Origin of the sequence: Maridesulfovibrio sp. FT414 (assembly GCF_050916235.1) — a bacterium.
Lineage (GTDB): Bacteria > Desulfobacterota > Desulfovibrionia > Desulfovibrionales > Desulfovibrionaceae > Maridesulfovibrio.
The window spans coordinates 745,402-760,856 of the sequence record NZ_CP104854.1 but is presented as its reverse complement, the minus strand read 5'-3'; the positions used below and the strand labels follow the sequence as shown (position 1 = coordinate 760,856).

Sequence of the window (15,455 nt, the reverse complement as noted above, 5' to 3'; positions counted from 1 at the left end):
ATGCAAAGATTTATACTTGTTTTAGTCGTGGTGCTGAGTTTTGCCCTGAGCGGCTGCAATGAAAAGACCGCTCAGGTGCAGGACGTTCTGCGCCCTGTGAAGACCATGCAGGTCGGCGAGGGTGTTTCCAGCAGGCAGTGGGTATTTTCCGGAACAGCTGAGGATGCCCTGCAGTCCGATCTTTCTTTCCGGGTCGGCGGGAAGATAATCTCTTTCCCCGGTGATCAGATCGGACGCAAATTCCGCGCAGGTGAGGTTATTGCTCGTCTGGACCCTGCAGACTACGAACTTGAAGTCCGCCAGAGCGAGTCCAACCTTGAGCAGGTGCGCGCCAATTTTGTCCGTGCCAAGGCTGATGTTGACCGTATCCGTACTTTGTACGAACGCAAGGTTGTTTCCAAGTCCGAACTTGATCAGGCCGACGCGGATTTCAAGTCCTACCAGGCCCAGTTGAATGCTTCGGCCAAGATGCTGGATATAGCCCGCAAGCGTCTGCGCTACACTGTGCTTCAGGCTCCTTTTGACGGCTGGGTAGGTGCTGTAGCGGTGAATATTCACCAGAACGTGCAGTCCGGTCAGACCGTAGTGGGCTTTAATGCCGGTAAGCAGATGAAGATGTACATCGCCTTGCCGGATACCCTTATTTCCGATGTCAGCGAAGGGGAGAAGGTGCAGGTCTCTTTTGACGCCCTTCCCGGAAAGGTCATGGACGGTGTCATCATGGAAGTGGGTATCGGAACCAACGAAGGCTCTTCTTTCCCCGTGAAGGTTTATCTGGACAATACCGAGCAGCTTGTGCGCAGCGGGATGTCCGGCAACGTCAAGTTCCTTGGTCGTTCAGCCAGCAGCAATGTCTTTGTTGCTCCTTCCGCCGTGGTCGGTGCGTCCGATGGCAGCAAGTATGTCTGGGTTCTTGAGAACGGCACAGTTGTACGGCGCAGGGACGTCACCGTGGGACCGCTGTCCACGCAGGGCATCCAGATTACCGGCGGACTCCGTTCCGGTGAGACGGTTGTTATCCGGGGTGTTCATTCCCTCAAGGACGGTATGCAGGTCCGTAAGCTGGGAGGACTGTCGTGAACCTTGCCAGATGGTGCATTGAAAACAACCGCACTTCCATAGCCCTGTTTCTGCTTATCGCCCTCGGCGGGGTGATGACCTTTATGAACATTCCCAAGGCTGAGGACCCGGATTTCACCATCCGCACGGCTGTAGTCATAACCGCATTTCCCGGTGCATCGCCTCAGCGGGTGGAGGAGCTGGTTACCGACAAGCTTGAGGAGAAGATCAGGGAGATCGACGTAATCAAGAACGTCCGCTCTCAGTCTATGACCGGTCTTTCAATTATTGAGGTCGAGTTTCAGGATAACCAGAAGGACATGAAACCCATCTGGCAGAAACTGCGCAACAAGGTTTCCGATGCTGCTTCTTCGTTGCCCCCCGAAGCCATGACTCCGAGCATCAACGACGAGTTCGGTGATGTTTACGGTATTCTTGTGGCCCTGACCGGGGATGGTTTTTCCTACCGGGAATTAAAGGATGTCGCCGACTACACCCGCGACAAGCTTCTGGAGATTCCAAGTGTAGGCAAGGTCGAGCGCTGGGGCTTGCAGGACGAGCGTATCTTTGTAGACTTTTCCAACTCGCGCATGGCCGCTGCAGGGATCAGCCCTTTTGCTCTGGGGCAGATGATCGACCACCAGAACTCGATCAGGCCCAGCGGTTCGTCCAAGGTCGGACCGGAGCGGATCTATATTGAGCCCACCGGGGAATTCCAGTCCGTTGACGACATTGCCAATCTTTCCATGCGGATTGAGGGCATGAAATCGTCTCTCAAGCTTTCCGATGTGACCAAGGTTACCCGCGGTTTTGCCGATCCTCCGGGAGTTCTTGCCCGCTACAACGGTGAACCGGCCATCATGCTGGCCGTGTCCATGGCAGACGGCAACAACATCATGGAAGTAGGTGAGCTTGTTACTGCAAAGCTCGATGAGCTTTCCAAGGATCTCTATCACGGCATGGAGTACAACATTGTTGTCTATCAGCCGGATTACGTTGAGACAGCAGTTTCCGACTTCATGCTCAACCTGCTGGAGTCATTTGTCTTCGTTGTTGTCGTAATTCTGGCGTTTGCCGGATTCAGGACAGGCCTTGTTGCCGGTTCACTGGTTCCCATGGCCATGCTCGGCTGTATCGGGCTGATGCCGCTCTTTGATGTCGGCATGCAGAGGATTTCCATTGCCTCCCTGATAATATCTCTCGGTATTCTTGTTGATAACGGGGTTGTTGTTTCGGAAGCTATTCTGGTGCGCCTTGCAGCAGGGGAGGATCGCATGAAGGCCGTGGTCGGATCGGTATCCGAATTGTGGATGCCGCTTCTTGCCGCGTCCCTGACTACTGTATTCGCCTTCCTGCCCATTCCGCTGGCGGAAAACACAACCGGGGAATACTGCTTTTCCCTTTTCATCGTGGTCAGCCTGACTCTGCTCTGTTCCTGGGGCCTGTCCATGTCCATGGTTCCGATGCTCTGCTATTACGTCCTTAAGCCGAAAGTAATGATTCAGACATTTTCCAGTCGCCTGTACAGGGCGTACCGGGGTATGCTGATCTTCTGCCTCAAGCATCGCCCTGCCTTTCTTGCCGTGGTGCTGGCCGGATGCGTTGTCGCATTCTGGGGATTCAAGTTTGTTCCCAAGATGTTCTTTCCGCCCAACGAAAGGGCTCAGTTCACCATTGATTTCTGGCAGCCGTTCGGATCTGACATTACCACCACTGCTGAAGAGGTGGGCAGGCTTGAACAATTCCTGCTTGCAGACGAGGGCGTTGACAGTGTCGGAACGTTCATAGGGCACGGCGGACCCCGCTGGTATCTGCCGCTCAACCTTGAGCAGCGCAACGATAACCTTGCAACGTTCGTCGTAAACACCAAAAGCGTTCCTGACACTGATGCGGTGATTGAACGCACCCGTCAGGAAATCAAGGCAAAGTTTCCTGATGCCGATTTCAGCCTTAAAAAGCTGATGAACGGTCCTCCGGTTGGTGCCCCGGTCCAGATTCGTATTTCCGGTTCGGATCAGGCAACTCTTTATAAACTGCGTGACAGGATTGCCGCACTGCTTGAACATACACCCGGAGTTGCCCGTGTATGGGACGACTGGGGACAGTGGACCAAGAAGATGGTCGTGGACGTGGACCAGAACAAGGCCCGTCAGGCAGGGCTTTCAAGCTTTGACGTTGCAGCGTCGCTTCAGTCGTCAATGAGTGGCTATCAGGCTTCGACCTATCGCGAAGGAGATATAAACATACCCATCCTGCTGCGCAGTGAAGAGGCTTTCCGTAACAGGCTGGACAAGCTTGAAAGCATCAACATCTACTCCTACACGGACGGCAAGTCGGTACCCCTGAGCCAGATAGCGTCTTCCAAAATGGTCTGGCAGCCTTCGGATATACGGCGTAGGGACCAGACCCGGACCATGACCGTCAAGGCCGACCTGTTTGACGGTTACTTTGCCATGAAGACCCTTGATGCGGTACGGCCTGAAATCAACAGGATGATGCAGTCCCCGGAATGGCCGATGGGTTACTCTGTCGCTTACGGAGGTGAGTTCGAGAAGAGTGAGGAAAGTCAGGCGGCAATCAATGCCAACATGCCCCTTGCCATGGGGCTGCTCGTACTGGTGCTGATCTTCCAGTTCAACTCCTTCCGGCGTCCGCTAATCATCCTGCTGACCCTGCCGCCCATGATGTGCGGGATCACTCCGGGAATGATCCTGACTAATTCTCCGTTCGGGTTCATGCCCATGCTGGGTATGATCAGTCTGCTGGGGATCATCGTCAACAACGCCATCATGCTCATTGACCGCATCGAGATTCAGCGCAACAGGGGGATGGCCCTTAATGATTCCATTGTGCTCGCCTCTCTTGAGCGCGCACGTCCGATCATCATGACTGCTACCACCACCATCATCGGGATGGTGCCGCTCTCATTGCAGGGCGGCGAGATGTGGCGGCCCATGGCCAACTGCATCATGTCCGGACTCTCCTTCGCAACCGTGCTGACTCTGATTCTCTGCCCGGTTCTTTACTCCATGTTCTTCAAGCAGGGATTTAAGAAGTATGAGTGGAATCCGGCGGTTATTGAGCAGGGCAAAGATTGAAAAAATCCCGGTAAATCAAGCTCTATTCAACAAGATAGTAAAAGGTAAGGCCTGCAAATATCGAAATATATTGCAGGCCTTTTTCATTTTCTATTCCGCACTGTAAGCCGTCAGAGAGATCAGGCTGAAGTCCGGGCGGAACTGGATGTTCATCTGTTTATGAACCGGTTCTCCGGGATTCGCGGAGATTAAAGCTCTTCCAGAATCTGCTGAATTCCGTCCACCAGGTGTTTGGGGGTGGAAGCCCCGGCTGTGAGTCCGATCCTTTTCAGGTCCTTGAGCTCATCGAGAGGCAGTTCGTCTGCAACCTCAACATGTGTGCACTTGGTGCCTGCGGTTTCAACCACCTGTACCAGACGGCGGGTGTTTCCGCTTATCCGCCCACCGACAACAATCATATGGTCAACTTCGGCGGACAGGGCGATTGCTTCTTCCTGACGCTGGCGGGTGGCATCGCAGATGGTGTTGAGGGTCACGAAATCAATGCCCTTGCTCTCAAGGAACTTGATGCTTTCCTCGTAGATGATCCGGTCCTGCGTGGTCTGTGCTGCCAGACAGTATTTTTTGGAAGGATCAAGCTCGATTTCCGCAAGTTCTTCCATGGAGTCGAAAAGATGGGTGCCGGAAGGAGCGTAGCTCAGCAGCCCTTTTACTTCCGGGTGACTGTCTTCGCCGTAGAGGAGCAGAATGCGGTCATCCTCAGTGTTTCTCTTGATCAGCAACTGGGCTTTTTTTACCTTGGGGCAGGTTGCGTCAATGACCTTCACTCCCCGGGAGCGGAGTTCTTCTTCAGCCATTTTGGGTATCCCGTGGGCTCTGATGACCACGAAAGCGCCTTCTGGAACTTCTTCCGGGCTGTTGGCGGTGATTACGCCTCTTTTTTCGTAGTCTTCCAGAACCTGCGGGTTGTGGATGATCGGTCCCAGAATATATATTTTTCCGTGTTCGTTTTTATCGATGAGAGAGTCGAGTTTGTTGAGGGCAAGGTCAACGCCCATGCAGAATCCTGCGGTTTCGGCTCTGATTACTTCAACCATCTAATGGCCTCCTGATTTATTTGTTGCGTGTTTTCGCAATAATCGTCCGGTTTATCCGGGTCAAGTTACAGCCCATCCCCGTATTTGGCAATGTGTGAATGTGGACTTGTATCGGCCATAATCCATTGACCGCAAAAAGGAAGGGGAGTATTTCTCGGAAAATTCGTATTCAATTGCACTTAATAGGATATTGGAGCCTGAAAATGAGTACTGAGATTGTTAGGAAATATAAGGAAAGAATAGCTGAAGTTTACGATCTTCACCGGAAATACGTGAACCCCCAGTTTGTGCGGGTTCTTGAAGTTATAGGCTACAACAGGAATTATGTTTCGGCCGAGGGCGCGTACCTGACCGATCCGAATGGCGTCAAGGTTCTCGACTTTCTCTCCGGGTTTGGCGTCTACAACATCGGCCGTAACCATCCGCATGTGGCGCAGGTGCTGCACGAAACAATCGATGCCAAGACCGCCAGCCTTGTGCAGATGGATATTGGCGTGCTATCCGGTATGCTGGCGGAAAAGCTGGCTCAGATAGCTCCCGGCGACCTAGATGCCGTGTTCTTCACCAACTCCGGAACCGAAGGGGTGGAAGGCGCGCTTAAATTTGCCCGTCAGGCCAGTGGCAAACATAAAGTTGTGCATTGTCATCATGCTTTTCATGGACTTACGCTCGGCTCCCTGTCCGTAAACGCAAACCGTGAGTTCCGTGACCGCAACGAACCTCTTCTGCCCGACTGCAAGGCGGTCCCGTTCAACGATCTTGAAGCCCTTGAAGAGGCCCTTCGCGGCGGAGATGTCGGGGCATTTATATTTGAAACGGTCCAGGGTAAGGGCGTTTTCGTTCCCGAGGACGGTTACCTGCAGGGTGCGCGTGAACTCTGTGACCGCTACGGCACCTACATGATTGCTGATGAAGTTCAGTGCGGCATGGGACGGACCGGAAAAATGTTCGCGGTCGAGCACTGGGGAGTCAAGCCTGATCTGCTGGTCATTTCCAAGGCTCTTTCCGGAGGGTTTATCCCGGTGGGCGCGATTATCACCACCCGGGAGATTCACGGCAAGATCTTTGATTCCATGGAACGCTGCTTTGCTCACTCCAATACCTTTGGCCAGAATGATCTGGCTATGGCTGCGGGGCTTGCCACCATTGAAGTCCTTGAGAACGAGAACCTTGTGGAGAATGCCTCCAGAATGGGTGAGCGTATTCTGGAAGGCATGCAGAAGCTGGTCGAAAAATATGAGATGCTTGCCGAGGTCCGTGGAAAGGGCTTGATGGTAGGCATGCAGTTCGGCGAACCCAAATCCATGACTCTGAAAGCCAGCTGGAAACTGCTGCACAAGATGAATGCGGACCTGTTCTGCCAGATGATAACCATGCCACTTCTTGAGAAGCATAACATTCTGAGCCAGGTTGCCGGACACGGACTGGATACAGTCAAGATTCTGCCTCCGCTCATGATCAATGATGAGGACGTGGACAAGTTCATCGCCGCGATGGACGACGTGCTTAAGGAAGCACACAAGATTACCGGGTCGGCATGGAAGACCGTCAAGGATCTTGGTATTCGCACTGCAAAGACTTCTTAGCCGACATGATTCCGCTTGTACGGCGGGCAATCAGTTTATCAAGGAAGGCAGACTGTGTTATGGTTTGCCTTCTTTCGTTTGTATATTTTCAAGAAAAGCCCCGTGTTGATTGATACGGGCATGGTATTAAGTGAAATTTTACAAAGACATACAAGTTTCGCTGATTCGTGGGCTATGGAGCATGGTCCGCAAGGCCCCGGCAATGATAGTTATCCTCGGGATTCTGCTGGCTGCGGTCTGCGGGATTTCCTCGGCTCTCTGGCTGCGCCTTGACAGCGATCAGGACAATCTCATTTCCCATGAGCTGCCGTTCCAGAAGAGAAATCTGGAGCAGATCAGGAATTTCGGCGATCAGGAATACATGTTTGTGGTCATCAGGACCGGCGACACTGAGTCCGGCAGGGAAAATGCTGCCAGATTTGCTGTTGCCATGGCTAAAAGACTGGAAAAACATCCTGAGCTGGTCAAAGAAGTTCATTACGCCATGTCCGCGCGGGATATGGGGCCCGGTGTGCTCATGTTCGCCAGTCAGGACGAGTTGCGTGAATTCGTGAATCTGGCCCGCGATTTCGGGCCGCTGGGACGCCAGTGGTTCGAGGAACCGGGCCTGCCGAAATTTCTGAACATGACCTCGGAGCTCCTCTCCGGGAAATCCGGCTCAGGAAGTGCGGGACCGGAGATGTTCTGGCCTGTGATGAGTTCCCTCGATTTCTTTGTGGGGCAAATGGAGAGAACCCTGACCAGCGGCGCTGATCCAGCGATTGCTGCTGATCCTGTTCTGGGGCTGGATAAGGCCGGAATTCATTATTTCTACACCCGCAATGGAAAGCTTCTGATAATGCGCATTCTGCCCAAGAAGGATTTCGGGGCCATGGATGTTATCGGGCCTTCCTTGACCTTTGTGCGCGAAGCTCTGGACCAGACAAGAGCCGAATTCCCGGAGATTGAAGCCGGTCTGACCGGACGCCCGGTCCTGTCTGCAGACGAAATGCACACTACCGATCAGGATATGACCATTGCAGCCATAATCTCGATTCTGGTGGTGGGGCTGCTGTTCATGGTAATTCTTCACGGCTGGCTGCGTCCCATGCTGGTTATGGCCTCCCTTTTCTGCGCCATGGCCTGGACTTTCGGGTTCACACTGGTGACGCTGGGCAGCCTTAACCTGCTGTCCATTGTTTTTGCACTGGTTCTGGTCGGTATCGGAGTGGATTTCGGTATCCATGTAGTTATGCGCTATGTTGAGGCGACCAATGCCGGAATGACGCCGGACGAGGCTGTTGAGGAGTCTCTCATCCATACCGGACCCGGAGTGCTGCTTGGTGCTCTGACCTCGGTCTGTGCTTTTTATGCTGTATTGGGGCAGGATTTTGTGGGCCTTGCCGAACTCGGACTGGTGGGCGGAACCGGAATCATATTCTGCCTGATTTCCATGCTGACCGTTCTTCCGGCCATGCTGCTTATTGCCGGACGGCGCAACCTTTTCCCGTCTTCCCGTCCGCGAATGGCAACAATGCCGTTCATGGAAAAGATTGTATCCCGTCCGGTCGCGGTACTGCTGTTCTTTGCGGTTGTTACCGTGCTGGCCGTTCCGGGCATAAAGAAGGCAGGATTCAATTACAATCTACTGGAGCTTCAGGCCAAGGGTCTTGAATCCGTGGAATACGAACACGTGCTCATTAATGAATCCGATGAGTCAACGTGGTTTGCGGTCATGACCAGACCGGACCTTGAAGGTGTCCGTTCGCTGATAGCCGAGCTGAAAAAGGTTCCCTCCGTAGGGCGCGTGGAATCCATTCTCGATTATCTGCCGGAAGGGCAGAAGGAAAAGGCCGAAATTCTGCGTGGTGAGGCAAAGGTTCTGGATGGTATCGATTTTGACCGGTCCGAATTCACAACACTTGAGCCTGCCAAGCTGCAAGTCGCGCTTGCAAACCTCATTGAAGCTCTTGAGGGGCTGGAGGAAAAGCTTTTTTCAGCCGGGGCCAAGGATGAGCTGAATATGGTTTCAGCGATTATCGGAAAAGCTGAGAAGTGCATTGATCTGATCGAAGAGAACCCTTCAGTAACTCTGAACCTTGCCCCCATGCAGAGCAGGCTGGTTGCGGAACTATCGGATTCGTTTAAATGGCTGAAAGAGATTCTGGAAGTGCGGTCGGTTACACCTGACTCCCTGCCGGAACAGCTGCGTTCCATGTACATCGGCAAGGACGGAATGTTCATGGTCAAGGTCTCACCGGTGGATAACGTCTGGGATTTTGACAAGCTTACCTCTTTCGTCGCTGACCTGCGCAAGATCGACCCGGATGTTACTGGAGTACCCGTGGTTGTTCTGGAATCCTCACTGCTTATGCGTGAGACCTTTCTGCAGGCCGCCGGGCTGACCCTTGTTCTTGTTGCCGCGATTCTTTTCCTTACCTCCTTCAGCATCAGCTATGTGCTGCTTACTCTGGTGCCGCTGGTTGCAGGGATTTTCTGGCTGCTCGAAATTATGGGACTAACGGGCCTGAGCTTCAATTTGGCGAACTTCTTTGCTATTCCTGTTCTTATAGCCATCGGCGTGGACGGGGGAGTCCATTTTCTGGCACGCTGGAAAGAACTGGCACCCGGAGAAAGACTCTACCATACCAGTACACCTGTGGCGGTGGGATTGAGTTTCTGCACAACCATGATCGGGTTCGGGGGGCTGTTGCTGGCTCATCACCGTGGACTGGCTTCGCTGGGCGGAATTATGGTTGCAGGTTCAGCTACCTGTCTTGTTGGATGCATGGTCGTTCTTCCGGCCGTGTTCAGACTGATTGAAAAGATCAAGGGAAGATAGTTTATGTTCAGACGAATCTTGCTTACTGCGCTGCTCCTTATGGTGACTCTGGCAACGGACGTGTTGGCCGGGGGAAGATTTGATTTTGCCATGATTCAGCCCGGACAACCGGGAAATACTGCCGAGGCCCAGCCGGTGATGGATGAACTGGCCGCATATCTGGGTAACAAACTTGGCGAACCGGTGAAGGGAGTCTATTTTAACGATCTTCAGGAATCCCTTGGGTATCTCGATAAAAACAGGCCTGCATGGGGAATAACCGACCTGACTTTTTATAAAAGTTTCGGGAAAAAATATAAAATGGTTCCGGTTGCCGCAACCCTGCCGCAGGGGCAGGATAAGGATGTCTGGCGGCTGGTGGTACCTGCCGACGGGCCGGACTCCGCTGCCGGGATAAAAGATACTGTCTACGGTTCCATGCTTTATACCCCTGAAGCGCGCAATATTCTTTTCAATGGAAAGAAGGGGCCTTCCTTCCCCATGGAGGGAACCCACCAGTCGTTGCGCATGCTGCGCAAGGTGGACAAGGGCCGGGTAGCGGGTGTCTGCCTTGATGCCGTTCAGTATTCGGTCATTGAAGGCTCCGGCAGGTACGGCAATACAAAGGTTATTTTTACATCTGAGAAACTTCCGACCAGCCCGGTGGTCTGGTTCGGTGACACCTCTGACGATGCCCTGCGCTTGCAGGCCGTATTGCTGGATATGTCCAAGGATCCGTCAGCAGCCGGGCTGCTCAAGCTGCTGCAGACTTCTGGGTTCAACCCGGCTGATGCGGAGCTTGAATAATGGGCTGCGTCCGCCTTTTGCTGTTGTTCCTGATTGCTGCATGTTGCGGTTGTTCGACGGCACGATACGATCTTCCGCTGTTTGAATATGATGCGGGGGGGGTAGTCCTCTGGAAGCCCTGCTCCCGTGCTCAGGCGGATATTCTTTCTTCCGGGGGCCGTGAAGGTGATGAACTTCGTTCTGCCGCATGCTCGGCATGGCTTCTTGAAAGCGGGGCGGTAAAAAGTTCGGATTATGCCAAAGACAGCCAGACCGTGCTGCGCAACTATCTGCAAAATAACCCTGATTCAGGGCTGGGACACTATCTTTTAGCTTATTTAGTTGCTAAAGAGGCTCAACTTGCTCCGGTAAGAGGGCTTGACCTTGTGCCCGTCATGGAGCAAGAAGCACTTCTTGCGTCCCGGCTGGCCCCGGAAGTTGACTTCGGCGGCCCGGATCGGATGCTTGGCGAGCTGTATCTCAAGGCTCCATCAGCACCTATCTGTGTGGGGGATCTTGATAAGGCCCTTGAATTTTACACAAAGGCTGTTGACGTAGCCCCTGATTTCGCCATGAACAGGCTGGGGCTGGCGACAGCCCTGCTGGAAGATGACGAAACTGAGGATGCCTGCGTACAGTACCGGAAGGCCCTTGCCAGCAAAAGTTATCATGAAAAACTATTGAAGGTGGATGCATGCGACAAGCTTGTCAAAGCATGCACTGCTGAAAAATAAACCCGCTGACTCAGAAGCGGAAAAGAGGTTGATTCCTTGGCAATTCCCGCAATTCAAATAGCTAGACTCGGTAAATATATCCTTACCCAGACCATCAAGGGTAACAAACATTATCCGCTGGTACTCATGCTGGAGCCACTTTTTCAGTGCAACCTGCGCTGCAAGGGTTGCGGCAAGGTAAACCAGCCGGCCAGCGTACTCAACAAGCGTCTTTCCGTGGACGAGTGCATTGCTGCGGTTGAAGAGTGCGGTGCACCGATTGTTTCCATTCCCGGTGGAGAGCCGCTCCTGCATCCTGATATGCCGACCATCGTCAGGGAACTGGTCAAACGCAAGAAGTTTGTCTACCTCTGCACCAACGGAATTCTTATTCCCGAGCGTATCAACGAATTCAAGCCCAGCCCATACCTGACTTTCAATATTCATCTGGACGGTCAGGAAGAGGTGCACGATCGCATAGTATGCAAACAGGGCGTTTTCCAGTCTGCTGTGCGTGCAATCAAGCTGCTCAAGTCCAAAGGATTCCGTGTGAACACGAACACGACGCTCTTTGGTGGACAGACTGCCGAGAATGCCGCTGAATTTTTCGATTTCCTGATGGGACTCGGTGTGGACGGCATGACTCTTTCAGCTGCATTCAGCTATGAGGCAGCAGAGGATCAGGACAGCTTCCTGACCCGTGACCAGAGCAAGAAGCTCTTCCGAGAGATTTTCAGGATCGGCAAGAACAGAAAATGGGATTTCAGCCACAGCAGCTTTTATCTCGATTTCCTCGCCGGTAATCAGGATTACAAATGCTCCCCGTGGGGCAACCCCTGCCGCTCCGTGCACGGCTGGCAGCGTCCCTGCTACCTGCTTGAAGACGGATTTGTTCCTACCTACAAGGAGCTCATGGAGCAGACCGACTGGGATAAGTTCGGCGTGGGCAACGATCCCCGTTGCGCAAACTGCATGGTGCACTGCGGTTTTGAACCCACAGCCGTGGCCGATTCAGTGAAGCGCCCCCTCAAAGGGCTGATGCTTGCACTTAAGGGTGTAAAAGTAAGTTAATCAAAGTTATTAGCAAGTTTTTGTATGAAAAGGACAATCTCAGTTTTTAAAATCTGTGATTGTCCTTTTCAGTTTTTAACGCGTTTTGTTTGATAAAGAGGAAAGGGCCGCGGGCCCTTTGGCCGCCAGCGGCGAAATCAGATAGTCAAAAGCGCGAAGCTCAGCTAATTCATGAAAATTGTTCCGAGCGCCTTCAGGGCCTTTGAATAGTCCATGCCCATGGGGATCAGTTGAAATATCAGGGATGGACGTCTGCAAATTGCCTTTAGTATCGGCGCTATTTCGGTTTTTCCCTGTTCGTTTACCCCGCCCAGTGATTCCGGGGGAATCCCGCGTGAGTAATCATCGCTGATGGCTCTGATGCAGGCAAAAGGCGTCTGGTGATGCATTGCAACACTTGCCACGGCAGCTGATTCCATGTCTACGGCCAGAGCTCCGGTCCGCTCGTGCATCGCCAGTTTGTCCTGCGGAGTCAGAACCGGGCTTTCGGCAGTCACCAGTTTCCCGCACTGTATTTCCCCGCAGGCCGGAAAAAGTTCCATGCGTGCCGCTGCATCGAAATCGCTTTCCCTCCATGTCTTGTATTCATCCTGATCGGACACGATTGCCGATGCCATGATAAGGCTTCCTGCATTCAGTCCCGGAGCAAGTCCTCCTGATACACCGATGCTCATGAGCAGTGCAGGCTTTTCAAGGCAGAGTTTTTCCGCTGCCTCGGCCGCGCGTTCATGGCCGATGCCGGCAATAATGCATTTGTAATCAAATGTAGAGCTCAATTTTCCCGTAAGAGTCTTGTACCTGCCGTTCATGCCTGTCTCCGCATTCGGAAACAGTGCACGGGCTTCCTGTTCCATTGCCGCAACCACGGCTATCCGTCCTGATATCATTGCCAGTCCTTTGTTTTGAATATCTGATTCTAAAATAGATAACAGGTCAGGTAAAGATGATGTGTGCGATAAAAAGATGCACTTAAAACCCTGTAAACGTAATTTTGTATCATCAATATTCATGTTTTAGGAAATGAATTGTCATGCATACAAAATTGAAATAGACAAAACCGAAAGTGTGGGTAAGTAGAGCGGTTATACGTAGAATACATTAATGAGGTTTGTGTTATTATGAAGTGGTTTAGAAATCTCAGGATGATGCATAAGGTGATGCTGCCGGTGGGAGCATTGCTGATTTTGACCCTTGCGGGCATTGAGTCAATCTCCGCCAAAAAAAGTTCGGATGCCATAGAAAAGGTCGCCAGGAAAGAGCTCGCCGCCCTTGCTGAAAATTATAGCGGCAAGATCATGAATTACATGACTTATGCACAGGGGCAGGCTCAGGGGTTGGCCAGTTCTTTTGCCGAAATGCGCAGGCAGAATATCCCTCTGAGCCGTGATTCAGCCATCGCGATGCTGGTCGGACTCATAAATGGTGACAATAATTTTATCGGCGGCAGCAACGGCTGGGAGCCTGATGCCTTTGACGGGCGCGATGCTGAATTTGCCGGAACGGAGCTCCATGATAAGACCGGGCGTCTGATACCATACGCGTTCCGGGCTGGCGGCGGAATAAAGGTCGTTCCACTTGCCGAGTACAATATCCCCGGTGACGGTGATTACTATCTCAAGCCGATTGAAACCCGCAGGCCTTATATTACACCTCCGTATTCCTATGAAGTGGATGGGCAGACTCTTATGCTGACAACCATCGGTGTGCCTGTAATTGTGTCCGGAAGGCCTCTTGGTGTTGTCTGTGTTGATATGCCCATTACCACCGTCAACAACCTCGTCGCCGGGCTAAGGCCGTATGAGGAAGGTTATGCATGGCTGATGATGCCGGACGGCAATATTATCTACCACCCGGATGAAGACCTTCAGGGCAAGAATATATTTGACGCAGCTGAATTAGAAGATGAGTCCGGACTAAAAATGGCTATGAGGGAGGGACGCCCGTTTCAGGAGGTCCGGGTCGCATCGGCAACCGGGTTTAAGTCCCTTGTTCAGTACGTCCCTGTTGAGTTCAAGGATTCCGGTCAGTTCTGGTATCTTGCCGTAAGTGCTCCAATGGACCGGATTCTGGCCGATGCGAGCACTCTGACCAGAGATCTGCTTCTTGTAGGTGTGGCCGCCCTTGTGCTGGTGATGATCGCAATTTATCTGGTTGCCCGCTCCATTTCCAAGCCTATCGTGGCTATAACTGACGCAGCCAGAGAAGTGGCGGGGGGCAATTTTGAGGTTCAGGCTGATGAGTCCCAGTTCGGAGGGGAACTTTACGACCTGAATATTTCCCTGCGTGATATGCTGGCAGCCCTTGTGGACAATATTGCCCGGTCCGGGAAAATGGCTGAAGAAGCGCAGGCGCAGACTTCCAGAGCGCAGGAGGCCTTGCGGGAAGCTGATGAGGCCCGTGCCGAGGCGGAGAATGCCAGACGTGAGGGGATGCTTCATGCAGCAGATCAGTTATCCGGTATTGTCTCGCAGGTAATGAGTGCCTCACGGCAGCTGACTGCTGAAATTGATGAGTCCAGCCGCGGTTCAGATGTGCAGCGTGACCGGACCTCGGAATCCGCCACTGCCATGGAGCAGATGAATGCGAGCGTTCTTGAAGTGGCCCGTAATGCTTCCGAAGCTGCCGAGTCTGCCGAAAAGGCACGCTTTGAGGCCGAGAACGGAGGGGCAGTTGTCAATGACGTTGTCGAGCGCATAAATCGCATACAGGCCATGACTGTGGAGATGGAAAAAGGTCTGGCAATGCTCGGCGAACAGGCGGAAGGCATCGGCCAGATAATGGGTGTCATTTCCGATATTGCCGACCAGACCAACCTGCTGGCCCTGAATGCGGCAATTGAAGCTGCAAGGGCTGGTGAGGCCGGTCGGGGATTTGCGGTAGTTGCCGATGAGGTCCGTAAGCTGGCCGAAAAAACCATGGATGCCACAAATCAGGTTGGCGATTTCATACGGGCCATTCAGAGAGGTACCCGTGATAACATAGAGGGCATGTCCAAGGCGGCTGCACAAGTGGAGCAGGGTACCGAGTACGCTGGCAAGGCAGGTGATGCTCTCAGCCGTATCGTAGAGATTGTTGAGGAGACGGCATCGCAGGTGCGCAGCATCGCTACAGCTTCCGAGGAACAGTCCGCCGCAAGTGAGCAGATCAACAGGGGCATAGAGGAAGTCAACGTTATTGCTGGCGACAATGCCAAGTCCATGCGGGAATCAGCTGCTGCAGTTGAAGAGCTTATGGGGTTGGGTGAACAGCTGACCGCGGTGATAGAAGAGCTGCGCAAGGCGTAGTTTCTGTGTTCATTCAGTTGC

10 protein-coding genes are annotated in these 15,455 nt (G+C 52.9%); 8 read left to right on the top strand and 2 right to left on the bottom strand.

The features are described 5' to 3' along the window. Positions 1-1,080, top strand: a complete 1,080-nt coding sequence (locus N7E73_RS03395) for an efflux RND transporter periplasmic adaptor subunit (protein WP_432737580.1) — start codon at positions 1-3, stop codon at positions 1,078-1,080. Then, entirely contained in the window at positions 1,077-4,157 is a 3,081-nt protein-coding gene (locus N7E73_RS03390; protein WP_432737578.1) for an efflux RND transporter permease subunit, read from the top strand. The genes N7E73_RS03395 and N7E73_RS03390 overlap by 4 nt, the downstream gene beginning before the upstream one ends. Positions 4,158-4,345: 188 nt before the next feature. Here the strand turns inward: N7E73_RS03390 and ispH are convergent, their stop codons facing one another. Beyond that, entirely contained in the window at positions 4,346-5,194 is an 849-nt protein-coding gene (gene ispH / locus N7E73_RS03385) for a 4-hydroxy-3-methylbut-2-enyl diphosphate reductase (protein ID WP_432737576.1), read from the bottom strand. A gap of 203 nt (positions 5,195-5,397) precedes the next feature. Here ispH and N7E73_RS03380 point away from each other — a divergent pair, with 203 nt between their 5' ends. The 5 genes from N7E73_RS03380 to hpnH all read left to right on the top strand — a co-directional run bounded on the left by N7E73_RS03380 (position 5,398) and on the right by hpnH (position 12,150). Continuing rightward, the gene (locus tag N7E73_RS03380; RefSeq protein WP_432737574.1) at positions 5,398-6,780 is read left to right on the top strand and encodes an aspartate aminotransferase family protein; all 1,383 of its coding nucleotides are present in this window, start codon (positions 5,398-5,400) and stop codon (positions 6,778-6,780) included. Positions 6,781-6,910: 130 nt separating this feature from the next. After that, complete coding sequence (locus N7E73_RS03375; protein ID WP_432737572.1) at positions 6,911-9,601, top strand: MMPL family transporter; 2,691 nt, start codon at positions 6,911-6,913, stop codon at positions 9,599-9,601. 3 nt (positions 9,602-9,604) lie between these two features. Then, complete coding sequence (locus N7E73_RS03370) at positions 9,605-10,387, top strand: PhnD/SsuA/transferrin family substrate-binding protein (RefSeq protein WP_432737570.1); 783 nt, start codon at positions 9,605-9,607, stop codon at positions 10,385-10,387. Beyond that, positions 10,387-11,100: a tetratricopeptide repeat protein gene (locus tag N7E73_RS03365; protein ID WP_432737568.1), complete on the top strand. Its 714-nt coding sequence runs from the start codon at positions 10,387-10,389 to the stop codon at positions 11,098-11,100. The genes N7E73_RS03370 and N7E73_RS03365 overlap by 1 nt, the downstream gene beginning before the upstream one ends. Before the next feature lie 36 nt (positions 11,101-11,136). Further along, positions 11,137-12,150, top strand: a complete 1,014-nt coding sequence (hpnH, locus tag N7E73_RS03360; RefSeq protein ID WP_432737566.1) for an adenosyl-hopene transferase HpnH — start codon at positions 11,137-11,139, stop codon at positions 12,148-12,150. A gap of 164 nt (positions 12,151-12,314) precedes the next feature. On the opposite strand, the gene N7E73_RS03355 is transcribed toward hpnH, so the two are convergent. Continuing rightward, complete coding sequence (locus N7E73_RS03355; RefSeq protein ID WP_432737564.1) at positions 12,315-13,037, bottom strand: phosphorylase; 723 nt, start codon at positions 13,035-13,037, stop codon at positions 12,315-12,317. 231 nt (positions 13,038-13,268) lie between these two features. Here N7E73_RS03355 and N7E73_RS03350 point away from each other — a divergent pair, with 231 nt between their 5' ends. Beyond that, positions 13,269-15,434 (top strand): methyl-accepting chemotaxis protein, encoded by a 2,166-nt coding sequence (locus tag N7E73_RS03350; RefSeq protein ID WP_432737562.1) that lies wholly within the window; start codon positions 13,269-13,271, stop codon positions 15,432-15,434. Positions 15,435-15,455: the final 21 nt, after the last annotated feature.

Excerpts from the sequence above, each read along its gene's own strand:
- N7E73_RS03365 (WP_432737568.1), top strand. The coding sequence starts at position 10,387 with ATGGGCTGCGTCCGCCTTTTGCTGTTGTTCCTGATTGCTGCATGTTGC.
- N7E73_RS03355 (WP_432737564.1), bottom strand. The coding sequence starts at position 13,037 with ATGATATCAGGACGGATAGCCGTGGTTGCGGCAATGGAACAGGAAGCC.
- N7E73_RS03370 (WP_432737570.1), top strand. The coding sequence starts at position 9,605 with ATGTTCAGACGAATCTTGCTTACTGCGCTGCTCCTTATGGTGACTCTG.
- N7E73_RS03380 (WP_432737574.1), top strand. The coding sequence starts at position 5,398 with ATGAGTACTGAGATTGTTAGGAAATATAAGGAAAGAATAGCTGAAGTT.
- N7E73_RS03395 (WP_432737580.1), top strand. The coding sequence starts at position 1 with ATGCAAAGATTTATACTTGTTTTAGTCGTGGTGCTGAGTTTTGCCCTG.
- N7E73_RS03350 (WP_432737562.1), top strand. The coding sequence starts at position 13,269 with ATGAAGTGGTTTAGAAATCTCAGGATGATGCATAAGGTGATGCTGCCG.
- ispH (WP_432737576.1), bottom strand. The coding sequence starts at position 5,194 with ATGGTTGAAGTAATCAGAGCCGAAACCGCAGGATTCTGCATGGGCGTT.